This is a genomic window from Acinetobacter sp. NIPH1876 (assembly GCF_022808535.1).
Lineage (GTDB): Bacteria > Pseudomonadota > Gammaproteobacteria > Pseudomonadales > Moraxellaceae > Acinetobacter > Acinetobacter higginsii.
The window spans coordinates 1-24,745 of record NZ_JALGBR010000024.1; the positions used below are offsets into that span (position 1 = coordinate 1).

The following is a 24,745-nucleotide window of genomic DNA, read 5'->3' on the forward strand; positions in this document are numbered from 1 at the left end:
TGATGGTATGACAATTTTATATACTCCATAAACCCTTTAAATTAATTAGGTGGTTTATGTCGCACTTCAAGTTTTACTCTGCCATGATATAACTGTACTGGTTGGAATGAATGAATCAGGAAAAACCTCTATTTTAGAATGTTTAGCAAAAACTAATTATTTTGAAACTGATGAGAAATTCAAGTTTAATCAAACACTAGATTATCCACGTAAAGAATTAAAAAGCATTAATAAGTCAGATGAAAATCCTAATGCTATTATTTGTAGGTATAAACTTTCAAAAAAACTTATTGATTTTATTGAACACTTATTAGGAAAAGGTACTTGGCAGGGAAAAGATGAGATTACGGTGACAAGCTCTTACAAAGATGGTGCTACTCTAATCAGTGGTGTTTCGATAAATTTTGAAGCTTTTTTAAAACACTATAATCTCTCTAGTATTAATGACAGTCTAAAAAAAGAGCTTAAATCAACCTTAACTATATCAGAATTTGATGAATTACTAACAAGATTTCCCGAAGATTCAGACAAGTTAGAACCCTTGAAAAAATATTTTTTTAAAAGTTCTACATGGAACAGCTTTATTGAAAGATATGTTTATACTAGTTTAATAAAAAAGCATCTACCAAAGTTCATTTATTATGATGAATATTACCAACTTCCATCCAGAATTGTACTAGAAAATTTTTTAGATGAGGGTGTGGAACTATCGGATGATCTAAAAACAGCAAAAGCACTTTTAGATTTAGCAGATATAAATATCAATGATATTATTAATACAGATGATTTTGAGGATTTTATTGCAGAATTAGAAGCAACTGAAGCTTTGATTTCTGACACATTATTCCAATATTGGTCTGCAAATCAGGACTTAAATATCGAGTTTAAAATTGATAAAAAAACAGCTACTGCTCAAAGACACGTAAATACAAATTATGGTAATGCAACAACAGTCGATACAAATATTGTTGAACATGTTTTAGACATTCGTGTAAAAAACTCAAAAACTAGAGTTTCTTTACCTCTCCAGAATAGAAGCAAAGGGTTTAATTGGTTTTTTTCATTCTTAGTTTGGTTTAATAAAATTCAAGCTGATTCAAATTCAAAATATATCCTACTCCTAGATGAGCCGGGTCTTAACTTACATGCAACTGCCCAAGCAGATTTACTACGTTTTTTAGAGAGTTTAGTTGATAAATATCAAGTTATTTATACAACTCACTCACCATTTATGGTAGAAACAACGAAATTAAATCGTGTCAGAACGGTGTTTAGTGACTCCGATAGCTCTATCGTTAGTGATAGTATTCAACAAAAAGATCCTAATACTCTTTTCCCTTTACAAGCTGCTTTAGGATATGATGTTGCACAGAATTTATTCATTTCTAAAAAGAATCTACTAGTTGAAGGGGTCTCGGATTTACTATATTTAACCACAATTTCAGAATATTTGAATGCGAATAACAGAACTGGTTTAAATGAGGATATTACAATTGTACCTACAGGTGGCTTAGATAAAGTTGCTAGTTTTATCTCATTACTTCGAGGTTCAAAACTATCAATTTTCTGTCTTTTAGATTCATTTACTGATCAAAAGTCGCAAGCAAGATTTGATAGTCTAACTATACAAAAAATTATATCTGATAAAAATATAAAATTCTTTCATGATTATCTTGATAATAGAAAAAAAGCTGATATTGAGGATGTTTTTACCGTTGATGAATATCTTCAACTATTTAATATTTCTCTCTCATCTACCTATACTGAAATTAAGGTGGAAGAATTAAGTACAGAAATTGAAGATATATTATCAAGAATCAATAAAGTTATTAAAAAATCTAGATTTAATCACTATTTGCCAGCAAAAGAGTTCGCTAGTAACAAGGATTTTGTTAACAACCTTTCAGAAGCTACTTTATCAAGATTTGAAACTATCTTTAAAGAGGTCAATAAAAATCTCAAATAGTCTTGGCTTAATAGATTTACCTGATAGGGTAAATCTATTACTTTAGTCAGTGCATTATTTAATCTAAACCTGTTCATACTAAAATATTTTGTGGCTTCTGCTTTGCTAGTTTGAGAAACTCGTAAAATAGCTTGTGCCTTTCTAAGATCTTTTTCAGGTATCGATAATTTGCGTTCATGATTGGGTCTTGTTGCTCTTTCAATAAAGATCTATCAAAGTTTGCTTTTTTATATTGAGATGTCTTTCTGAAATATTAGTTGCATTGATTGGCAAGAGATAATTTTGTTAAGTTTTAAAAATTAAATTTAACAAAATTATTAACATTTTTTATTAATGTATTGTAATTTAATATTTTATTTATTACTGGTGTATATATCCGTTCTAACTGCAAAGAATAGACATAAAAAAGGCATAAAACTTAGTTTTATGCCTTTTTTATTGGGGACGTTTTTATCGAGTAGAGTCCAAGGTTTCGTGGTTGGTTACCACTTCTTGGGCTTTGCTATAGCTTTCAATCAATAACTGATAAGCAGGGAAAATTTGGGTGTAGACCTGTGCCCATTGCAATGCATCATCACGATTCCACGTGCGTTGAATCTCAGAAGCCACAGCTGCGGTATCCATCGGCACCACGCCAGCTTGCACCACACGGGCTAGGGTAATTTCTTCCGCCATTTTGCTATAAGTTCCAGAAGCATCAATCACGGCAAAGACTTTATAACCTTCGGCAACGGCACTGATCGCAGGGAAAGCCATACACACGCTGGTAATGGTTCCTGCAATAATCAGGGTATTACGGCCTGTCGCTTTAACGGCATCGACAAAGTCTTGGTTATGCCATGCATTAATTTCGCCTTTACGTGCCACATATTGGGCATGCGGGGCATTGGCATGGATTTCAGGAATTAAAGGGCCATTGGGGCCTTGCGGTACAGACGCGGTGGTGATTACTGGAATGTTGGCCAAACTGGCAATCTTGGCCAAGGCTGCTGCACGTTGACGTAATTCAGGCATTGGCATATCGCCGACGGTTTGGAATAAACCACTTTGGTGATCAATCAACAGCATCACGGCATCATTGACATCGATAACAGGTGCTTGACCATTGAAGTTTGCTGGCATTGTCATTGTTGTATCCTCATCTTGTCTTAGGGGGTATAATTGATGATATAGACAGGACGGTGGGTGAAAAATATCTGTAATAGGATATATTGTCATGTCAAAAGAACAATTGTGGTCATCATTGACGGGTCAAGCAAATAACATGAAAGATTTAAATGACTTATATTTCTTTGTGAAAGTGATCGATTGCGGTGGTTTTTCAGCAGCTAGTCAGGAATTGATGGTGACCAAGTCTTTACTGAGCCGTCGTATTGCCGAATTGGAAGATCGACTGGGAGTGAAGCTGATCAATCGAACCACCCGACAGGTGTCAATTACCGAGGTGGGGAAAATTTATTATCAGCATTGCAAGGCCATGTTGATTGAAGCGGAAGCTGCCGAAGAAGCGATTGAATTTTTAACCGCCGAGCCACGTGGATTGATCAAGCTGTCTTGCCCGACCAATTTATTGCATATCAATATTAGTCCAATGCTGAATGAGTTTTTGCAGCTTTATCCCAAAATCAGTCTGCATGTCGAAGCCACCAATCGCCGTGTTGATTTAATCAATGAGCGTTTTGATCTGGCGATACGGATTCGTCCTTTACCCTTAGCCGACAGTGAATTGATTGTGCGAGAACTGGCTTTGGCACGACAATTGATTGTTGCCAGTCCAGACTTGTTACATCAGTTTTATTCAATCCATGAGCCACAACAACTAACGCAGTTCCCTGTGTTGATGATGGAGTCTTTTGCGCCTGAATATGCTTGGCAGTTATTCTCCCAAGATCAGCAAGAACTCAAAGTCCAATGTCATCCACGACTGACCACCACGGATTTGACTGCGCTTAGAGAAGCCACGCTGCAAGGCTTGGGCGTGGCAAAATTACCCGAATTGATGGTAGCTGAAGACATTAAACAAGGGCGTTTGATTCATGTACTACCCCAATGGCAGCCTAAACCTGAGCTGATTCATTTGGTCTATACCTCTAGACGAGGATTGCTACCATCGATGAAATTATTGATTGATTTTCTGGTAAAGAAATTTGCAGAACTGAAACAACACAATTCAGTGCTTTACTAATACTGCACTATAAAGAATAGCCACTGTCAGTTTTTGCCAATTCTCTCAGGCCCTCCATCAGGGTCTCAATCAGCTTTTCGACTACTAAACGTTGGCCTTTGCGCGAGGCATAGACCAGCTGTACGGTGCCCCGATTGGATTTCCACTCGGGTAATAGGTGAATCAGTTTACCTTTTTGAATATCGGCTTGCACCGTGAGATAAGGCAGGTCCGCAATACCCAAACCATCATGGACCGCATAATAAACCCCAGCCAAATCATTGCTTTTGACCCGCGGTTGATAAGGTACATCTACAGTTTCATCATGGTCGACATGACATAAATGCCAATAATATTGGTGTTTTTGAATACCCAAGGCCACGCTCGGATAGTGCTGTAATTCTGAATAATGAGTAATGGTCTTACCTTGCAATAATTCGGGCGCCGCCACCAGACAATGCTCAGTCCGAATCACATCGCGGACAATTAAACTGGAATCTTGATTGGGCTCAAAACTGGTACGGATCGCGATATCAATATCATCATGCAGCACATCGACACGACGGCTGGTCAATTCTAAAGAGATTTCAACTTTGGGATAGGCTTTTAAAAACTGATTGAGTAATTTCCGAATCTGGAAATGCATCATTAACGGTGGGCAACTGATTTTGACCATGCCTTGTGGTTCATTTTTCTGCTTGAGCAAGACATTTTCGGCACATTCGACTTGTGCAATCACTTTGCAGCATTCTTCATAGAACTCTTGACCTAAATCCGTGACTTTGAAATGACGGGTGGTGCGTTGGATCAGGCTGACATTAAATTTATGTTCTAGGTCAATGATACGACGGCTAAGTTTGGATTTACTGATATTTTCAGCTTCGCTGGCCGCACTAAATCCGCCGTGTTTCACCACCAAATAGAAATAATGAAAGTCATCAAATGAGTTAATCAAGGCAAAGCGAATCCGAAATAACAAAAGATGAGAATAGCATTAACTCTTCTCATCTTCCGAGGGCCTTATTTATTTTTCTGAGCTATTGGTGAAATAACTGGTCATCAAGTTGCGATAATCCGGAATATGATTCGAGAATAAAGCACCTAAGCCTTCGATATCATTGCGCCAGTCACGGTGCAGTTCACAGGCCATCCCAAACCAGGTCATCAATTGTGCCCCTGCTTGAGACATACGATCCCACGCCGCATCACGGGTTAAGGCATTGAATGTTCCTGAAGCATCGGTAATCACAAATACTTCAAAGTCTTCTGCCAGTGCAGACAAGGCTGGGAATGCGACACAGACTTCCGTGACCACACCGGCAATAATCAATTGTTTTTTACCTGTTGCTTTGACCGCTTTAACAAAGTCTTCATTGTCCCAAGCATTGATTTGGCCTGGACGAGCGATATAAGGGGCATCTGGGAACAGTTCTTTCAGTTCAGGAACCAGTGGACCATTTGGGCCATTTTCAAAGCTAGTGGTGAGAATTGTCGGTAAGTTGAAGTATTTTGCGGCGTCTGCCAATGCCAAAACATTGTTTTTAAATTTATCTGGATCAATATCCCGAACCAATGAAAGGAGGCCAGCTTGGTGGTCGACCAAAAGTACGGCTGCGTTGTCTTTGTCTAGGCGAATATAGTCTTTAGCCATTGTTGTATCCTCATGTTTTTGTAAAAAGAATACGGAAAAGAAAGTGAATTTCCGTAGTGCTTGAAATTATGCTAGTTAAATTTTTCATGTAGATGAAGCGCAAAAAATGAGATAAACAATATCAAAAATGGGATGATTGATAATGTTTAGAGATTAATTCGCTTTTTAATTTTTAATTGTCCTATATGTAGAATAATGTGTTGCCATTCTGAGGCTATAAGCACACCTATTTGAGGCGTAAAATAGATCCCAAGAACAGAACTTCTACTCTATAGGAGAAACCAAATGAAAAGAATTCTGGGTGTGTATCAAAACAAACACATGCACTGGGTCGGTGATGGTTTCCCAGTGTATAACTTATTTTCCTATGATCGCTTAGGTCAAAGCCTCAGCCCATTCCTCCTCTTGGACTATGCTGCACCATACCGTTTTAATCCAACCACAGCACAACATGGTGTCGGTTCGCATCCACATCGTGGCTTTGAGACCGTGACCATTGCCTATCAAGGTGAAGTGACGCATAAAGACTCAAGTGGCGGAGGTGGAACCATCAAAGCGGGTGATGTGCAATGGATGACCGCAGGGGGAGGTATCTTGCATCAAGAGTTCCATTCGCCTGAATTTGCCCATCAAGGTGGTTTGTTTGAAATGGTTCAGTTGTGGGTTAATTTGCCAGCGCATTCCAAAATGACGCCAGCAAAATATCAAGCCATTGAAGCAGATCAAATTCAGCATATTAAATTGGATGATGCGGGTAGTGAGATGCGAGTGATTGCAGGTCAATATCAAGACACCGAGGGTGCAGCAACCACCTTTAGTCCAGTCAATGTTTGGGATGGCATGATTGTAAAAGATCAGGAACATACCTTTTATACGACTGAAGGTCATACCACATTGTTGGTATTGCTCTCTGGTCAGGTGGTCTTAAATGAAAACCAAAGCATAGAAGCGCCGAGTTTGGTGGTGCTGAGCCGTGAAGAAATTGACTTTAGCATCAAGGCCGAACAAGACAGTAAATTCCTGATTTTGACTGGTCAGCCACTGAATGAACCGATTGAAGGTTATGGACCTTTTGTCATGAATAGCAAAGCGGAAATCGTTGAGGCAGTTCGTGATTTCAACAGCGGTAAATTTGGTTCAATGCAAGCTTAATTGTAATTTAAATCAGTTGTTTATATAAGAAAGCCTATCACTCCGTTAGAGTGATAGGCTTTCGCTGTAAGGGTCCTCTATTGATTTTTTTAATATTATGTCACTTATAATTATTCAGCTTGTTATGTGACTTTGTTCTCGTTATTGTTTAATAAAAATAGCACTAATATTGGGCTTTGCAAAGGCTATAAAGCGCTGAAAATGAAAAAATATAGAATGTTCTGTATGTTTTTGTGTCCTAAAATTTAATAAGTTTAATTTTTTCATCATGTTAAGATAGAAATGCAATTTGTGATAAAATGTAACAAGAATCCAACAACGATATTACGACAAAAGTCTGGCAGAAGCCTTCAATCTGGTATTTTTTAATACCGCGTTTCGCTTAACTATCGGTCATAATCAAGAAAAATCATCAACTGATGGGACATAATTTTGGATATTGCAATTATTGGCAGTGGAATGGCAGGACTTGCCTCAGCCAGAATCCTACATGATGCAGGGCATAAGGTGACTATATTCGAAGCACTCGCAGGCAGAGGCATGGATAGTCATAGTATTGATTTTGATGGTGGCATCATTGATGCGCCTTTAAGGGTGATGAACCCCAAGCTTTGGAAAAATACTTTAAGTTTGGCCAGTTACCTTGGAATTGAAACTTTTCCAGTCCGTACCTTTATGGCTTGCAGTTGGTTATTTGAAGATAAAACAGATACATGGCTCACCACTTCACGCAGCCGTATCGGCAATTTCCCGATTATCAATAACCGCAAAGGCATTCAGCAATATGGCTGGCGCTTGGTCAAAGGCATGTTGCAGCTGAAAACTGCGGTACACCAATTTTTTAAATCGGATAATCAAGACATCACACTAGCTGAATTCATGAATCAATATCATATTGAGGAAGTGTTTTGGCATGGCACGGTGATGCCAGTGCTGTATACCATTTGTACTTGCCATCCCAAAACCATTGGTGAATGGCCGGCCAAACCTTTACTGGAATTTATCCGCCAGTTGACTGAGGGTGAAGCCTTATTGCGGATGAAAGGCGGAACGCCTGCACTGGTCAATCGCTTGATTGAAGGCATTGAAATTCATAGTGGTTCGCCTGTTCAAAAAGTTGAAGAGCAGGGCGATAAGGTATGGGTGGAAAATGCGCAAGGTGAGAGCCAGTTATTTGATCGTGTAGTGATTGCCACGCCAACCCCTGTGATTGAAGGTTTTCTCAAGCAACCACAGTTTGCTGAAGACATTGCCTTACTGAAAAAATTCCGCTTTGAGCAGGGTGATTTGGTGATTCATACCGATCCAATTGTGATGCCGCAACGCCGTAAAGATTGGGCAGTATTGAGCTATATGATGGATCGTAAATTTACCCGTCAGCAATTTACGGTTTGGATTAATGCGATTGAACCCAGCTTGGTGGGTAAAAATGCCGTGTTCCAGACGTGGTGTCCGGTGATTGATATCGATCCGAAGAAAATCATTTCCAAGGTCAAACTCACCCGTGCAGTGGTTGATTCAGAAACCGTGGCTTTGAATAAACAAATTCAGCAACGTCATTTGGATTTAAACCGTAAAGTGTTTTATTGCGGTTCATGGTCATGTGATGGCTTGCCAATTTTAGAATCTGCTGTGACATCAGCGATGCATATTTCTGAAATCTTAGGTGCAGCCGTACCTTTTGTTGGATTAAAGCCAAAAGTCACAGTTGCGCCTGAACTCGGTTATTAAGCATGACCACCTTCAAGCAAGCGCTGATTGAAAAAGTCATTGGGCATAAATATGCGATTGATGCCAAACGACTCGGTGATGATGCATGGCTTGCTTGGAGTAATTTAGGCTTTTGGCAAGGCCAACATGAGTGTTATCCACAGGCTTGCCAAAGTCTGGCCGATCAAATTGCGCAATCGATTCAACTGGAATCCACCGATCGTGTTTTAGATCTGGGTTGTGGACAAGGCGCCAGTCTGTTGCACTGGCTCCAGCATTATCAAATTCAACAGCTCAGTGCGGTTGAGCTACAAGCTGATTGCGTCAAACGAATTCAAAAACAATTGCCGCAAGTGCAAATTCATTGTGGATCTTTTTTGAATTTAAAAACTCTGCAACTTTTGAATTCATTTGATGTGGTGCTGTGTATAGATGCGGCTTATCACAGTGATTTGAATTCATTTCTTGAATCTACAACTCCAGTTTTGAATTCAAAAGGAAGAATTGCGTTTCACACGCTAATGTGGTCGGAAAATTGGCTACAGTGTTCTTATCTACAAAAACAAAAGTATCGCTATCTATTAAAAAGTGCCGATGTGAATTGGCAGCATTTGATGGATCAGCAACAGCTTGCGCAGACTTTGGCGCAGTATGGTTTTATTGATATTCAAATTCAGGATTTTTCTGAGCCGGTGTTGAATGGTTTTGCGGAATATATCGAAACACAAAAAAATGAAAAATCAGCGTTTGATTTGGCCCAACTCAAAATAAACATGACTGCCAAGTTGTGCCGAAAACTCTACCAAGATGGATTAGTACGTTATATTCAAATCAGTGCAGTAAAAAAGTGAGAACAAGATGCCAAATGAATATAAAGGTTCATGCCTGTGTGGGGCAGTGAGCTATCAGGCCGAGGTTGCGCCACGTTATGGTTTTAATTGTCATTGTCGTGATTGTCAGAAAGCCACAGGCAGTGCTTATGCGCCGATTGCCTTCTTTCATCAATCTGAATTGAAAATTGAAGGTGAGCTGAAATATTTTGAATCTTTGGGTTTATCAGGCAAGCCGATCCGCCGTGCCTTTTGCCCTAATTGTGGTTCGCAAATGTTTGGCTTACCCGAACTCGTACCTGAGATGATTTCAATCCGTGCAGGAACCTTGGATGATCCAAATTTGTATCAACCGCAAGCAGAATGTTTTGTGAGTCATGCAAATGAATGGGATTTATTAAATCCGAATATTTCGCATTTTGAAAAAATGATGGGGAAGAAACGAGAGTAAAGCGAGAAATGGTGCCGGCACACGGATTCGAACTGTGGACCTACTGATTACAAGTCAGTTGCTCTACCAACTGAGCTATGCCGGCAACGTGGCGAGAATTCTACAGAATCTGTTTAAAAAAACAAGCGAAAAAATGAGCAATCAGATAAATTTAATTCGTTTGTCGAATTTTCGCCAATTTCAGCTTAGCTATTGAGTGCATAGACAAAGGAATCAATCACTTCACCTGTACTTAAATACGCTTTAACAGGCACGCGTTGATAGCCTACACCTTCGAATTCATCCAGTGCTTGCCAGTGTTGTTCTAGATTGTCTGAGAAAAACACAAAGCCAGAGACTTGATTTTCGCTTTGATCCAGCACAATGCCTGGAAAGCCCAATTCAGCGCCCCAACCTTGTTGTTTGAGGGTGCCAAATACATGTGCGTCTGCCCACGTACCACCAATATTTTCCATGATATGAGCATTGGGACGGTTTGGTCCTAAAGTGCCGTAAACAAATAAACTGAGCATAGTGAAAGCGAGGAAAGTAAAAGAAATAGACTAGCAGAAATGGGGCAGGATCGGGTATCCCAGAGTATAAAATAATTCTGCTTTTCTAGGTAAGTTTTTGTCTGTTGATATTTATGTGAGTGTTTAATTTTCACCCTCTAACTCAATTAAAATATACCTCATATTTTAATTTAAAAACTTATACCAAATAGGTCGGTTTATTTTGCATATTAGGTCAATTGTTGATTTCTAAAATGAATGTCCGTTAGTATTAAAATCGTTAAAAATTTTGGTGGATATGGTTTTATATTTGATTGCGAGCAGTGAAATAAAATAATGGGAAAATATAAATATTTTAAAATTAAAACTATCAAGGATTGGGATGGTGAATATTGGGATGTATACGAAGAATACAAGACTCAAGCAGGCATCATAGTTTATAAAGGATGGCCATATGCTGAAACACCTCAAAATGGTGGGCAAGCTAATTTTTATTATATTTTAACCAATGAAATTGCAGAATATATAACACAACATAGTATTGTCCACATCACGAATACGCTAGGTTTTTCTGAGCCTGTTGTTCGACGGTTTAGAAAAGCGATTGGATTCTTCTTATCCCATCCCATAACATACAATTTTGAATGGATTCTTGAACACCAAGATGAAATTCTTTATGACAGTTATGAAGTACTATCTCAAAAATATGGTCTTACAAAGTCCCAAATCGTTTCGTATACAAACCGTTTACTCCATCATGGTATTGTACGTAAACAGCTACAACGTGAATCAACTTGCGAAAGAAAACATATTCAATGGTTTCAGGAAAATAAAGAAAAGGTGTCTGGGCTTGATATTAAAGAGATTGAAAAGCAATTTGGCTTTTCATACTATATTTCAAAAATAATCCATGATTTAGTATGCCAAGAAAAAAATATACCGACTCAATCCGAACAATGGCAACAGCACTTAAATGACAAGAGGCAGTGGATACTTGATCATCAAATTGAGTTATTGCGAACTGATATTCCATTGGAAAAAATTGCGCAAAAATTTAATACGAACAAGTTTTTTATAAGTGGATGTCGAGCCCAATTAAGGAAAATACTTAATATTTCACATACTCAACAAAAAATAAATTGGGTAAAACAACATCAATCTGATCTCGAAACCATGACAATTGTCGAATTACAAAAAAAATATCAAATTGGTCGACATGTAATAAGAAGCTACCGCAACCTTCTAACTGAATTAAAACAAAACGAAACTCATTCAGAATTGAAACAGACAAATCATTCTGGTAGTTTTCTTTGATCAAGAATAAGGCAATAAATAACAATGTTGGATAATATTTTTGGCATTTTGGATAAGTTAGGCTTTGGAACACAAAAACGTGCCATCAGTGCTCAATTTTCAAATGCATAACTTAATTCACAGATTATGCTACAACGTATTGATGGCTTTCATGGCATTAATGAAGGAATGTCAGCAGAATTGATCTGCCTATCAACGAACCCATTCATAGAACTTAAACAATTCATTGGTTGTCAAATAGCAGTTAATCAGGTCACTGATTCAGGCAGATTGTTTAGAACGACTGGCATTATTACAGGTGCTTCTCAAGGACAATCTGACGGTGCTTTAAGTCTATATCGCTTGACCATGCAAGACCCAACTAGCTTATGGCATAAGCGACGTAATAGTCGTGTGTTTATGAATAAGAATGTTATTGAAATTATTGAAGTAATTTTCAAAGAATGGCAGTCTAAAAGTGCTCTATTTGCTTCAAGTCTAAAATTAGATACGAGTGGTCTAACTAAGTCTTATGATATCCGTCCATTCTCGATGCAGTCAAACGAAAGCGATTATGCATATTTAACTCGATTAATGCGCGAAGAATCGATTAATTGGCTCATTGATGAAGCGAGTTATATTGTATCAAGTAATAGCCAAAGTATTGAAGCACAAAAATTACGTTTAGTCGATGATAATGCCCAATTTAAAGCCATTGAACGTCGAAGCATACGCTACCATAGGTCGAATGCAACAGAGCAGTATGACAGCATCACCAGCTTTATCGCACAACGTAGCTTACAGCCTACAGCGATCCATGTACAACGTTGGCAAGCGGATAGCTTAAGTCAAGAAGATGCCAGCGGATCAGTACTGAGTTCGCATATGCCAGTATGATTCGCCGATTAAATCGCACCATTGAACAAGAGAGTTTTTTAAATGATAAGTGATCTTAGCCTTGCTCCAATGGAGTTCATACTTAAACGGTTAGTGTTTATAAACTCTGCTAAACATGCTTATTCAGAGCTATTGCTTGACCAACATTTAGCAATGTTTGGTCGAAATAATAATGGAAAAACAGCTAGTTTGGCAGCGACTAAATTACTCCTTTTCCCTGAAAACAATTTTAAACATTGCTACAGTAAGTTCGGTTTCGAGGGCAAAGATGGTCCTTATGATAGTGAGCAATCATTTAGATTTTATTTTCCGACTGCACAATCCTTTATCATACTTGAAGTACAGAACCCAACACATACTTTTACGATGGTGTTATACCGTGCGTCAAATAATGATAAAAATCAAGCTTACTCATATCATCGTGCATTTATTCCAGTTGCTTATTCGGCTTTAAGGCATTTATTCTGGGATGAAGTAACAGAAGATTTCGCAGAAAATTTAAATCTTGCGGCCTTAACCAAATTTACGAAAGCAAATGGTGGTGAAATCGTCACTGATACCACTCGTTTACGCCAGCTTATGTTTGCTCGTTTGGGAAGTGCAGATGCTCAATATTGTATTGTTCCCCTTAAAGATAATAACAAGGATTCAGTAACGGCATTTAATCGTATTTATAATTTAGCATTTGCAATGTCGAGTAAAGTATCTGATGTTTTACCTATAGCAATTGCATCTTTAATAGAAATGCAGCGTGGTCGTGATGAAGAGAAATTAGATACATCATTGGAAGAAACCTATCAAAGCTTCTTAAAATTACAAGATCAAGGGAGAGAAATTCAGCTTAAAGAAAATAAAAAACTAATTTTTGAAAAACTTTTTAATGATTTTAAAACCTTACAGCAGGATGCCAGAATATATTCAATCCAGTCATATCAGTTGCAACAATATGCACGACATCGTATGCAAAGTTTGACACCTGAAAAAGAGCAACGTAGACAAACTATTATTGAGCTCAAAGAAAAATTAAAATCTTTAAATGCAGAAATTACAGGCTTTGTGAGCCAGAAAAATGAAGCAGAAGCAACTATTAAAACCAGAGAGCGTGATAAAAAGAATTACTATACTGAGATTCAGCGAGCTAAAACCATAATTTTAGATTATCCAAGTCACTTGAGTCATGATGAGATTATTGAGTCCATAAAAGAGGATTCTCGACAAAAACAAGCTGAATTAACACTCATTCAAGATGCAGCAAAACGTGAAACAGAATTGCAAACCAAAACCCGATTACGTGATGAGGCAAAAAGGAAAATTGAGCAATTAAGTGCTGAAATTGAGCGGCTAAAATCAGAAAGTGATAACAGCTTATTGGTAAAACAACTTAATGATCACAGTACACAAGTTTTATACAGTTTAAATCCGTCATTACTTACTGTAAGCCATATCTTGAGTGATAATGATCGTCAAATTATTGATGATTTTACCCATCTGTTTGGTATTGAGATGCCGACACTTAGGTTTAAAAATACGCAAACGAAAATTACCTATAGAGAATATAGACCTGAACAAATGGTTCAGCAATTGGAAAATGAATTACAGCAATATGAAAATTCATATCAAGATTATCTCATTGATGTCAATAAACTTCATGACTTGATTCGTTCTTTAGGTGATCAAGAAATTTCCAGACAAAATGAATATAAGTTAAAAAATGCTATCTCAAAAAATGATACAGATATCCAGCTTTTACAAGCTCTAGCAACACATCAAAAGAATTTTGAACTTGCCGAAAGTGAAATTCTGGAAAATCAGGAGAGAGTTGAATCATATCAAGAGATGATAAACATCAAGGGGATAGCAGTAGAGACTTTAAAAAATCATGCTGAAAATGAGAATAGTATTTTTGAAAGTCTTTCTGATCAAGCAGTAAAGTGTGATGAGATACTTGAACAAACTCGTTTAGCAACAGGTTTCTATGTATTACAAGATAAAAAAGGATTTTCTGAGGAAGAATTAACGCCTGTCGAATCTATCACGGTTGATAATGCAAAAAATCAAGCAACTGGACTTGTGGGGATTGCTGGAAATATAAGTAATAATCATTCAAGGTTCCATCAAAGATTTACAAATTTCATGCGTGATATTCAGCTCGAAAATTTAAATCCAGATTTTGAAAGTTATCGCTTGGAGGAGTTTGCAGTCTATGTTGATGCTTACCAAATGATGTTTGATAACCTTGCATTTGAGCAACGTCAGTTGAGTAATGCTGTCCGAGGACATAATGAAGCTATACGAGCACAAGTCAATGAGATTAAAGAATCTCGTAAGCAATTAAATCGGGCTGTGAATACCATTAACCAGAAACTCAATCAATATCAAATTTCGAACCTTTCAGGAATACGCTTACATTTAGAAACGATTGAAGAATTTGATGCTTTAGATCGTGCATTGGAACATCATGTCTTGAGTGGAGACACATTGCCAGAAGAAGATTTTTATAAATCCTTGATGGAGTTCTTTAATAAGCATCAAGTCAAAGGTCGTTTAAAAATGGCTCAACTGATTAAATCAATCAATTATCGTTATAAAATTGACGATGTAGAAGTGACAAAATCACAATCTGGCGGTACAACCACGACAATCACATCATTTGTTTTATCAGTATTGTTGAATGAAATTAAAGTCGCAGATTCATTGGTACGCATGCCAATTATTGTGGATGAAATTTCAGCGCTAGATGCAGAAAATGCAGCATCTACAATTAAACAAATTGGAGAATATGGATTTTCAATTTTTTGTGCAACTCCAGAGTTTACTGGTTATCTAGTAAGCGAAGTAGGGCGATATATTTATATCAATCAACATCGTGCTAAAAATTATATGGATGCAGAATGTCAATGGAATATTATGCCACATCATATGAACTATTGGGGTGAACATGAAACTCAATCCTGATGTCATTATGACGGCAATCATTGAGCATAAAAAGCATTTTTTAAGATTTATTGACTATATCAATGAGCATGGTACAGGTGGAGAATTTCCCAGTACCATGTATGTTGAATACTATGAGCGATATGTCCGCTCAGAAGAGACATATCTTCATATCTTAAGCTTAGAAACATTGGTAGAAAATGGTTTCTTACAAGATTTTCCATCCACAGGACAAGTTGTGCTTGTTAAACCAATACTTGATATTTTAGCATTTTTAGACACAAAACGTTCTCAACAATTGGTCAATGCTGAATTTGAGGATATGCGTAAACGTACTGTATCATTTGTGGATCTATTACAAGTTGCAGATATAGGCAGTGACCAACAAAAAGAATTAATGAATGCGTTTAAAAACCTATTAAGTGAAATTCATTCCAAAGTTCAGCAAAATACTAAAAGTTTACAAGAGCGTGTTGTTGAATTTTCTGGAGAATATAAATGTTATGAAGCAGGTATGAGTACAATGACCATTGGTGATTTATATGCTCAGGTCAACCATGTATTTCATCGTAACGTAAAACCATTTTTAGACTTCACAACGACAGATCAAATTCTTCGTGGTAAATCATTCCATGAAGCCATTACGGAGATCATGGAATATTTTGAACAACAAGGACAATCAGAATTTGCTTATCGTTTAAGTTATCGTCTCACGGCTATTACCTCGTACTATAAAGATGTACAAGAAATTTCAGAAAAAATACGGCGTTATTTGGATCAACTAGGTAAGGATAAATCGAATTATCTTGCTATCGAAAATGCCTTTGCTAGGTTAATGGAGGAAATGCAGCCATTACGACATGGACGTATAAAAAATACTAGGCTTCGGGCGGAAGCAGCATTTTTTCAGAGTTTATCGGTAATGGATGGTCTATCTGATCATAAGAAAAAATATTCTGCTAAATTAAAATTAAAGCCAGAAGGAAATAATTTTCAGTTTAGTCTATATCTTGAACGGCTAAGGCAAGAGCCGATGACAGTTAAGAAAATAGCTAATAAAACACCATTAGCTCCGACAGTTCGTTTAGATGAAATCAGGAAAACTGAAATTATGAAATTGGTATCAAAATTACATTTTCCACTTGTTATGAATGATATTTATCTTGATCTACATGAAATGTTAAAGGAAAGACTTCTAGATTATTCACTCAAAGATATTCTATTTGGATTGGAATTAATGATGCCGATGTTACGTGATGGTCAACTAAATGGGGCAGGACAACGTGGGCGACTAGAGGATGAATATTATTATTTTGAATATTCAGTAATTAAGCGCGGTGAATAATATGTTAAATATGCAGTTAAGCGTAAAAATTTATGATGTATTGATGAATGGTCGCATTTTAAATCGTCAAATCATTGAAAATGATACATGGATAGCAAATCCATTATTTATTGAAATTATGGATAATCTAGATGATTACCGTAAACAATATGAAATGTCTGGATATAATTTTATCACTTCTGGTGACTATGTTTATATTGCTGAAAATTCGAGCGATGACTTAAAAACAGATATTTCTATGAGAGCACAAGTGTTATTAATGCTTATTGGTAAGTTTTTAAATAATAACAACTTTAGCTTGCAAAAACTAAATAATTTGAATGCTGGGTTGACATTGGCAGATATTGAAAATATTCAAAAGATGGAAGAAACATCAGAATTATTGATTCGTACGGGGCTAAAGGAAGATGATCTTTTATCGAGCATCAAGAATATTCTTGTAGAACGCCATATCTTATTGGAAAAAATCAATACACAGGCTTATATTTTGTCAGCAATTGGACAAAAGTTTTTTGATGATTTAAAAAAAATATACAGCATTGATATTAGTGATTGAAATAATATTAATTATGAAAAATATTATTTTGATAATGAAAATAGGCTTAATATCGTATTTCAAGAACAAAATTGAATAAGTAATGTCAGTACCTATACCAAAGCAGCAACTCAAGTCTCTTAAACAGATCCAGCAAAATTTTACATTCAGGAAGTTTTTCTTCGACTTATAAATTTGCTTTATTGATGAGCCTCTCTCGCTTGGAGATTGTACAGGCAGGGGAGTGATACTGGAGAAAACTTAACTTTAGACTATCTGGATATTGCAGAAAAATTTATAGATTTATATTGGAAACAGAATCTTCCATTTTAATGAAAATGAACCATTTTTATTACAACAGAATAATGGCAAGCAAGGAGGAGTTATCAACTTATTCATACTGCCCAACAAAGTTATAAATCCCTTGCCTTAGCCAGATGAGATCAGGTGTACTGGCTGCAATTGAAAAAGAAAGTGGCTGACATCGTTAAGAGAATGCCTGTAACTTACTTGCAAAATATGAAAGGTCGAAATGTTGAGTTTTTATATCATTTAGAAGATTATCGAAAGCAACTCATATTTTTGCCAAATATCATGTATTGCTTAGGTCAATTCAGTGAAATTATTGAAGGACTATGCCAGAAAAAATGATTTGATTTTATCAGGTTAAATAAAGGTAATTTATAGGTTCTGGATGGTTTACCCGATTTAGTAACATTTATGTTTGAACCAAGCTGTAATAGCTTCGTCAGGTAGGAGAGTTCCTAGTTGATCAACAGGAATGTAAGTGTTTTTACTGTCAAAAGCCAATTAAGCAAAGTAAATGGGCTGTGGACCATTTCATACCTTGGGCCATGTACCCAGCAGATACAGGTCGTAATTTTATGCTCGCAGATGAAAAGTGTACTTTAACTAAAAGTGATTTCTTGGCATCGAAGAGTTTCTGTTGCAGTGGCAAGAGCGAAATTAAAACTTTGATAACGTTATTTCAGATGAGCTATCATAGATTGGGTTTCTGACGAATATTGAAAGATCGAATAATGTTTCAGATAGGCCTATAAACAGGCAGAGAGAAAAAATGGGTATTTACTCTGGAATGAAGAAAGAAAAAATTAATTTATATTTAATTAAAACTAAATAGTAAATTAATTATAATTTTATTAATTTTTCTTTTGTAAAAATTTGTATATAATAAAATCAACGTTAGTTAAAATTTTATTAAGAATTTATTTTATAAATTAAATTATAAAGAAAGGAGGTGTTATGGAGGAAATTGATTTAACAGCATTAGAAGAATTAATGAAAAAATTCAGTGCAGGGGAACAAATAATTGGTGGAATTTTTCAATTCTATTATTTTTTACATTGTGTACTCGATCTTAGGATTGGAGAGGAAGTGGGATTTGAAGTACAAGAAGATGTGCATGTTGAAATGAGAAATGGTACATGTGTATTGTCACAACTTAAACATACTGTACAAGTAAATGCTGCTGGAGAAAAAATTAATTTAACAGATCTAGATGTTGATTTATGGAAAACCGTTTCTAATTGGATTAAGTTATTAAAGTCTTCTGGAAATGAAAAAAATTTTTTAGAGAAATATAATTTTTTATTAATAACTAATAAAAATATTTCAGCAGATAGTTTCCCATTTTTATTTACAGTTGAACCATCCATAAAAAATATAATTAATCAAGTGGAAAGTTTGGCGAAAAAAAGTACTCAAAATGGAGGGGTGATAGATTGTATAAATAGTTTATTAGGGCTGGATGAAGATATTTTGGAAGGATTTATTAAAAAAATAAGAGTTAAAAATATAAATGATATCGTTGAAAGCTTAAGGTTAAGAGTAAAACAAGAGTCTTTTAATAATCCACATTATTTGGCAATTTATAAAAATCTTACTACTTTAATATTGGATCAATTATATTTGGATATAGCAAGCAGAAAAAAATTTACAATATCCTATGAGGATTTTGTTGAAAAATATGGGTATTGTTTTCATGAGGGAATGGGAAAAGGTAAATTACCTGACCCGCCTGAAAGGGAAATGGAACTTAAGTATCCAGAGAAAATGGAAAAGCAAAAATTTATTGAACAACTAATAGATATTGGTGTGGTTTATATTGATGATGATATAGAAATAAAGCGATATACTGGGATTATGCTTGATTTCATAAATAGATTTGAATATTGGAAAAGAAAAAATGTAATTTTGCCTTTAGATGTTGAGTCATTAAATAATGAAAGTAAATATTTTTGGGAGAAGCAATTTAATCGTTTATATAGAGATATAGTATTTAAAATAAGAGGTGGTAGTAATTTAGAGATTTTGGATAAAGAAATAAAGAAATTAGCAGGTGAAATTCATGATTTAGTAGTAGAGCGAAGTATTAGAATAGGAGGTTATGAAGAGCTTAATGAAAGGCTAAGTAATGGTTATTTTTATAATTTGTCTGATAGGATGGAAATAGGTTGGCATTATAATTGGAAAGAGCGGTATAAGTAATGAAAAATAATTATTATGTTTACAATAATGAGGCAATTGGCTGTTGTGTTCTTATGTCTGTTTTAAGGCAATCTAGTAATATGGACTATGCTAGAGTATTTTTGATTTTACCTTTGTTGCTGGATGATAAAACAGTTAGTTTTATAAGTAGGGATAATAATTTCAACTTAATTAAATTTCTAAGTAAAGAAAGTATGGTTTATAACTTTAATGCTAGATTTTTATCATTACTCCCTATCACTATTAACTCTTTAGGGATATTGTTTAATATTAAGGTTGTTAAAATTGATGTTGAAGGTAATATTAGTTTAATAAATGATAACTTTAGAGACTCAGAACTCAGTGAACGGTTGAAGAACATAGAAAAAATTATTCCTATATTTCTGGAAGCTACTCAACCATATCCAACAGAATACTTATATAAAGCATTAGGTGTCCAATTATGAATTTTACAATCAAATCTGTACGTCTGTATTTTGATAGTATTCGCTATGAAGAGTATATATTTATACCTAATAAAATTAATGTAATTACAGGTGACTCTGGTACAGGTAAAACAAGTATTTTTAGTATAATAGATTATTGTCTAATGGCATCTCGGAGTAATATACCTCACGACATTCAGAAAAAAGTTAGCTGGTTTGCAATTTCTTTAGAAATCAATAATAAAGATTGGTATATTGCTAGGAAGAGCCCAAGAGGTGGGGTTTCGGGAGAGATTTTTTTTAGTGATATAGGATTTTATGAAAAATTCTCAAGAAATATAACGGTTGAAGAATTAAAGCAAAAGTTTGATGAAGAATTAAAGATTAAAAATTCTTTTTCTTACCCATTAGATACAACTTATCTAGAGAAAGGGTTTGAAATATCATACAGAGATTTTTTATTGTTTAATGCTTTAACAGAATCAATTATTGGAGGGAAAGATAGATATTTTGATACAGATTTTTTTGGAAATGAAAATTTCGATACAAGATTGGAAGATTTATTTCAACTTGCTATAGGTGTAAATAGTCTAGAAGGAGTTAAAGCAGAAGAAAAGCTTAAAATTATTAATCAAAAAATAATTGACTTTGAAAAAACTGAGAAAAACTATAATAACTCAGTTAAACGTTATAATGATAAATTAAATCTACTTTATTATAAGTGTGTCTATGAGGAATTTTTGCCAAAAGGTTTAGATGATGAAAGTAAGGTTAGTGCAATTGATAATTTGATAAAAGAATTTAAAAATATTTTTGAGAGTGATGATTATTCTCTAGAGCTTATTGCTTTAGAAGAGAGGAAAGCAGAAATTAATATTGAACTAAATATTATACGGAAGTACAGGAATGAGTATAAGATTTATCAGGAAAATTTAAATAAAAATTCTGATAGTCTGGAACCAATTACATACCTAAGATCTATATTTAATGAGCAAATACTTAAAACTTATGTTGTGAATGAGTTAATAAATTCTCTTGAACGTTCTCTTAATAGAATTAAAGAGAAGAGTAATGAGATGAATGTTGATTATAATTTTGATAGTAGTAACTCTGAGTTGTTGAAAAAAGAATATAAGGAAATAATGGATAGGGAAAAAGAAATTTACAGTATTCAGAATAGAATAGAGAAATTGAACAACAAAGCTTTTGATTTTGTTGAAATTATGAATAAGTATGATGACTTAATAAAATCTGATGGAAATAATAGGAAAAGAAGTATTGATTTTGATAGTAAAGCTAAATTATTGAGTTATAGAGATGATCTGGATAATTTGTTTAAAATTAGTTACGATAGATATAATGCAATAAATGGTTTAAATAGTTCAATTCAGGATTGTTTCAATATTATAGAATCTATGGTTAATTATAAGAGTTATAAAACTAATTTTGATATTAGTCAGATGCAACTATTGCTTTCACCTGATGATGATCAATTTAATTTTCCTATTGATAATGTTGGTAGTAAGTCAAATTATATGTTTTTACATTTATGTTTTTTCTTAGGTTTACATAAACATATTTTATCTAGGGAAGATCGCTTCGTACTCAATTTTTTATTTATTGATCAACCTAGTATTCCTTATTACTATGGTGGTCGTGAAAGTAATGATGATAAGAATAAATTAATAGATGCTTTTAAATTGTTAAATACTTTTATGGATGAGGTTTTGAAAAAATATGATTTTCAAATTATTCTTATTGAGCATGCTCCTAAAAGTTATTGGGAATCAAATAATTTTTTAAATTTCCATGTGGTTAGAGAGTTTGTTAATGGTAAGGCTTTAATTCCAAAAGAAATCTTTGAGAAATAATATGTTTAAATTTGAGATAAATCAATTAAATAAGTTTGTTGTACACCATGTTGGTAATAAGAGTAAAGGAGATGGGTTGATTTTTTCTAAAAATCAAAAGGATATTTCAAGTATTGACTCTCATTTGATAAATTTAATAAGTAAAAGTTTTACTTCTGAGGAGAGTTTTAAGTTTTTCTTTGAAACTGACTTAGAGTTGAATCCAGTTTATGGTTTTGTAAAAAAAATATTTGAGAGTGAAGGAAATTTTGATAATCAGACTAAAAATATTTCTAGGTTCCTCTATGAAAAAAGTACTCATGCTTCCGTAAAGGCTGGTGAGTTGTGTTTCTCCTACATAGAAAGCTGCAAATATAAAGAAAAAATGGTTAAATGTTTAGTAATTTTTAAATCAGAGAATAAGGAAAATATTCTTAATATTAAAAATAATGATGAGGGAATCTTTCTTGAATCCATTAGTGGGATCAGTCTGAGTAAACTAGAAAAGGGGTGTTTAATTTTAAACTTGGAAAGTGAAAATGGTTTTGTGGTTTATTTGGTGAATGATCTTGTTAGTAATAATACAAAATATTGGATTGATGATTTTTTGCACGTATGCGAAATTAACAATTCTTATTCTATCACAAAATCTTGTTTAGCTACTGTGCAAGAGACTATTAATGAAATTTATACGGATGATAAGGTGAGAAAAATCGAAAATTTATCTAAGGTTGTTAAATATTTTGAAGATCACAAAGATTTTAATATAAATGTTTTTAACAAACATATGGATGATCTAGATATAAAAAACTGTTTAAGTGAAAAATACATTAAAAGTCCAGATTTAAATTTTGATAAATTTGAAATTTCTAAAAGTGCTATAAAAAAACATAAAAAAATGATTAAAAAAATAATTAAATTAGATAATAATTTTGAAATACATGTTAAGGATAAACTTAATTTAATGGAGAAAGGTTTTGATGGGAAAGGTAAGTTTTATAAGATTTACTATGAAGAAGATTGATTCTCAAGTTTTATTAAATTTTTTAATAGTTTCGGGTTGATTTTAAAAAATCTAATTTTGTGTATGAATAGTAATTTATTGTCTTAAGCTATTAAGCTATCAATAAAATCAGACCACTCTTGCATCATTTTTATTCGATATTCTAAGTGTTGTGCATGGTTGTAAGCTTGAGATACAGCATTTCCAACCCTATGTGCAAGCTGGATTTCAATGGCATCGTGCATATAGCCTTGCTCATGTAAGGTTGTAGATGCAAGCCCACGGAAGCCATGACCAGTCATTTTACCGTTATATCCCATCGTTCGAATTGCACATAAAAGAGCATTGCTGCTAATTGGCTTTGCGGTACTGTAATTATAGAAAACGTACTGTTTTATGCCTGTAATCGGTTGAATCCTTTCTAGTATCTCTAAGGCTTGTTTTGATAAAGGTACAATATGAGGCATAGCCATTTTCATTTTGTGTGCTGGAATACACTATAAATGATTCTCATAATCAATCTCATTCTATTCCATCATTCTAAGCTCTGCTGTTCTGACAAAAGTGAGCGTCATCAGCTGTAATGCTGATCTAATCACGAGATTGCCATGATAGCGATCCATACGTTCAAGAAAAGCAGGAAATTCGGAAATGTCTAGACGAGCCATATTTTTTACTTTACGAGGTTTGAGAGCCTCGCCTAAGTGTGGAGTAGGATCATTCTCAATAATGCCTTTACGAATCGCAAAACGAAAAATACGACCAGTTAAAGGTATTGAACGTTTTGCCATTTCCAGTGCACCACGCTCTTCAATTTTTTTGGCGCAAGCTAATACGTCTTTCCCCTTAATTTGATCAATTGGCATATTACCTAGGGCCGGGAAAAGGTCTTTTTCAAATACGGATAAATCACGTAAGTAAGTTGCTTCTTTTATAACGGCTTTACGGTCTTGCATCCATTCCATTGCAAGTGCTCTGAAAAGGGTACTTTCATCGACTTGCAGTTTTTTTTGTTTCTTCGCTTCATTGGGATTAATGCCATTTTTTAAGTTTAAGCGTGCTTCATCACAAGTTCTTCTTGCTTGGGCAAGTGAAATCTCTGGATAGCTGCCAATAGTTAAAGCACTTTCACGACCATTAAACCGATATTTTAACTGCCAGAAGCGTTCACCAGAAAGTGTAACTTCCAGATACATGCCTTTTTCATCAGGATATTAGGTTTTCTTTTCAGCGGGCTTGATCTTTCTGACCTGAGTATCGGTAAGCATTGCAACGCTTCCCGCAGATGTTTTGGGGTATAAATATGGGAATAATTTATTAATACTTCCGAGTTATACCTCTACGAACTCAGAATTCAATAGGGTTAATTGGAAAAACATAAGGCAATAAAAAAAGCCTAAACCGTTTAGATTTAAGCTTTTTCGGACTCTATGAGATATCATAGAAAATAAACTTGGCGGGAGAGAGGGAATCATATTTAAAGGTTAAGCAATTGATAATATTTAAATAAAAAATAATTAATTTTATTTGATCCCCCAAT

18 protein-coding genes, 1 tRNA gene and 3 pseudogenes are annotated in these 24,745 nt (G+C 34.7%); 16 read left to right on the forward strand and 6 right to left on the reverse strand.

What is annotated here, in order from left to right; all coding sequences use genetic code 11:
• Nucleotides 1–49 precede the first annotated feature (49 nt).
• Complete coding sequence (locus MN869_RS19105; protein WP_347709340.1) at nucleotides 50–1,966, forward strand: AAA family ATPase; 1,917 nt, start codon at nucleotides 50–52, stop codon at nucleotides 1,964–1,966.
• A gap of 450 nt (nucleotides 1,967–2,416) precedes the next feature.
• Here the strand turns inward: MN869_RS19105 and MN869_RS19110 are convergent, their stop codons facing one another.
• Nucleotides 2,417–3,094, reverse strand: a complete 678-nt coding sequence (locus MN869_RS19110; RefSeq protein ID WP_243309105.1) for a hydrolase — start codon at nucleotides 3,092–3,094, stop codon at nucleotides 2,417–2,419.
• A gap of 136 nt (nucleotides 3,095–3,230) precedes the next feature.
• On the opposite strand from MN869_RS19110, the gene MN869_RS19115 reads away from it, so the two are divergent.
• Complete coding sequence (locus MN869_RS19115) at nucleotides 3,231–4,151, forward strand: LysR substrate-binding domain-containing protein (RefSeq protein WP_171550968.1); 921 nt, start codon at nucleotides 3,231–3,233, stop codon at nucleotides 4,149–4,151.
• A 7-nt stretch (nucleotides 4,152–4,158) separates the two neighbouring features.
• Here MN869_RS19115 and MN869_RS19120 read toward each other — a convergent pair whose 3' ends face one another.
• Nucleotides 4,159–5,085 carry a LysR substrate-binding domain-containing protein gene (locus MN869_RS19120; protein ID WP_243309106.1) on the reverse strand — a complete coding sequence of 309 codons (927 nt, stop codon included), beginning with the start codon at nucleotides 5,083–5,085 and terminating at the stop codon, nucleotides 4,159–4,161.
• 69 nt (nucleotides 5,086–5,154) lie between these two features.
• Nucleotides 5,155–5,781: an isochorismate family cysteine hydrolase YcaC gene (gene ycaC, locus MN869_RS19125; protein WP_243309107.1), complete on the reverse strand. Its 627-nt coding sequence runs from the start codon at nucleotides 5,779–5,781 to the stop codon at nucleotides 5,155–5,157.
• Between the two features lie 285 nt (nucleotides 5,782–6,066).
• On the opposite strand from ycaC, the gene MN869_RS19130 reads away from it, so the two are divergent.
• From MN869_RS19130 to MN869_RS19145, 4 genes are all read left to right on the forward strand, one after another.
• Nucleotides 6,067–6,933, forward strand: coding sequence for a pirin family protein (locus tag MN869_RS19130; RefSeq protein ID WP_243309108.1), 867 nt, complete (start codon nucleotides 6,067–6,069; stop codon nucleotides 6,931–6,933).
• A 432-nt stretch (nucleotides 6,934–7,365) separates the two neighbouring features.
• Nucleotides 7,366–8,664, forward strand: a complete 1,299-nt coding sequence (locus MN869_RS19135; RefSeq protein WP_243309109.1) for an FAD-dependent oxidoreductase — start codon at nucleotides 7,366–7,368, stop codon at nucleotides 8,662–8,664.
• 2 nt (nucleotides 8,665–8,666) lie between these two features.
• Nucleotides 8,667–9,494: a class I SAM-dependent methyltransferase gene (locus MN869_RS19140; RefSeq protein ID WP_243309111.1), complete on the forward strand. Its 828-nt coding sequence runs from the start codon at nucleotides 8,667–8,669 to the stop codon at nucleotides 9,492–9,494.
• A 7-nt stretch (nucleotides 9,495–9,501) separates the two neighbouring features.
• The gene (locus MN869_RS19145; protein WP_243309113.1) at nucleotides 9,502–9,924 is read left to right on the forward strand and encodes a GFA family protein; all 423 of its coding nucleotides are present in this window, start codon (nucleotides 9,502–9,504) and stop codon (nucleotides 9,922–9,924) included.
• 9 nt (nucleotides 9,925–9,933) lie between these two features.
• Here MN869_RS19145 and MN869_RS19150 read toward each other — a convergent pair.
• Nucleotides 9,934–10,009, reverse strand: a tRNA-Thr gene (locus MN869_RS19150).
• A gap of 100 nt (nucleotides 10,010–10,109) precedes the next feature.
• Nucleotides 10,110–10,436 carry a gamma-glutamylcyclotransferase family protein gene (locus MN869_RS19155; RefSeq protein ID WP_243309115.1) on the reverse strand — a complete coding sequence of 109 codons (327 nt, stop codon included), beginning with the start codon at nucleotides 10,434–10,436 and terminating at the stop codon, nucleotides 10,110–10,112.
• 315 nt (nucleotides 10,437–10,751) lie between these two features.
• Here MN869_RS19155 and MN869_RS19160 point away from each other — a divergent pair, with 315 nt between their 5' ends.
• The 10 genes and pseudogenes from MN869_RS19160 (at nucleotide 10,752) to MN869_RS19205 (ending at nucleotide 23,226) form a co-directional block, all read left to right on the forward strand.
• Complete coding sequence (locus MN869_RS19160; protein ID WP_243309117.1) at nucleotides 10,752–11,729, forward strand: hypothetical protein; 978 nt, start codon at nucleotides 10,752–10,754, stop codon at nucleotides 11,727–11,729.
• A 24-nt stretch (nucleotides 11,730–11,753) separates the two neighbouring features.
• Nucleotides 11,754–12,593 (forward strand): annotated as a pseudogene (locus tag MN869_RS19165) (phage late control D family protein); the annotation flags it as partial.
• A 54-nt stretch (nucleotides 12,594–12,647) separates the two neighbouring features.
• The gene (locus tag MN869_RS19170) at nucleotides 12,648–15,560 is read left to right on the forward strand and encodes a hypothetical protein (protein WP_243309119.1); all 2,913 of its coding nucleotides are present in this window, start codon (nucleotides 12,648–12,650) and stop codon (nucleotides 15,558–15,560) included.
• Nucleotides 15,544–16,884 (forward strand): hypothetical protein, encoded by a 1,341-nt coding sequence (locus MN869_RS19175; protein WP_243309121.1) that lies wholly within the window; start codon nucleotides 15,544–15,546, stop codon nucleotides 16,882–16,884. The genes MN869_RS19170 and MN869_RS19175 overlap by 17 nt, the downstream gene beginning before the upstream one ends.
• A 1-nt stretch (nucleotide 16,885) precedes the next feature.
• Nucleotides 16,886–17,440, forward strand: coding sequence for a hypothetical protein (locus MN869_RS19180; protein WP_243309123.1), 555 nt, complete (start codon nucleotides 16,886–16,888; stop codon nucleotides 17,438–17,440).
• A gap of 82 nt (nucleotides 17,441–17,522) precedes the next feature.
• Nucleotides 17,523–18,535: pseudogene (locus tag MN869_RS19185) on the forward strand (HNH endonuclease).
• Between the two features lie 147 nt (nucleotides 18,536–18,682).
• A complete protein-coding gene (locus tag MN869_RS19190; RefSeq protein ID WP_243309125.1) occupies nucleotides 18,683–19,927 on the forward strand; it encodes a hypothetical protein in 1,245 nt (414 codons plus the stop codon).
• Entirely contained in the window at nucleotides 19,927–20,373 is a 447-nt protein-coding gene (locus MN869_RS19195; RefSeq protein ID WP_243309126.1) for a three component ABC system middle component, read from the forward strand. Before MN869_RS19190 ends, MN869_RS19195 begins: the two co-directional genes overlap by 1 nt.
• Nucleotides 20,370–22,223 carry a DUF3732 domain-containing protein gene (locus MN869_RS19200; protein ID WP_243309128.1) on the forward strand — a complete coding sequence of 618 codons (1,854 nt, stop codon included), beginning with the start codon at nucleotides 20,370–20,372 and terminating at the stop codon, nucleotides 22,221–22,223. The genes MN869_RS19195 and MN869_RS19200 overlap by 4 nt, the downstream gene beginning before the upstream one ends.
• Before the next feature lies 1 nt (nucleotide 22,224).
• Nucleotides 22,225–23,226 carry a nucleoid-associated protein gene (locus MN869_RS19205; protein ID WP_243309130.1) on the forward strand — a complete coding sequence of 334 codons (1,002 nt, stop codon included), beginning with the start codon at nucleotides 22,225–22,227 and terminating at the stop codon, nucleotides 23,224–23,226.
• 83 nt (nucleotides 23,227–23,309) lie between these two features.
• Here MN869_RS19205 and MN869_RS19210 read toward each other — a convergent pair.
• Nucleotides 23,310–24,473 (reverse strand): annotated as a pseudogene (locus MN869_RS19210) (integrase arm-type DNA-binding domain-containing protein).
• Between the last annotated feature and the right edge of the window lie 272 nt (nucleotides 24,474–24,745).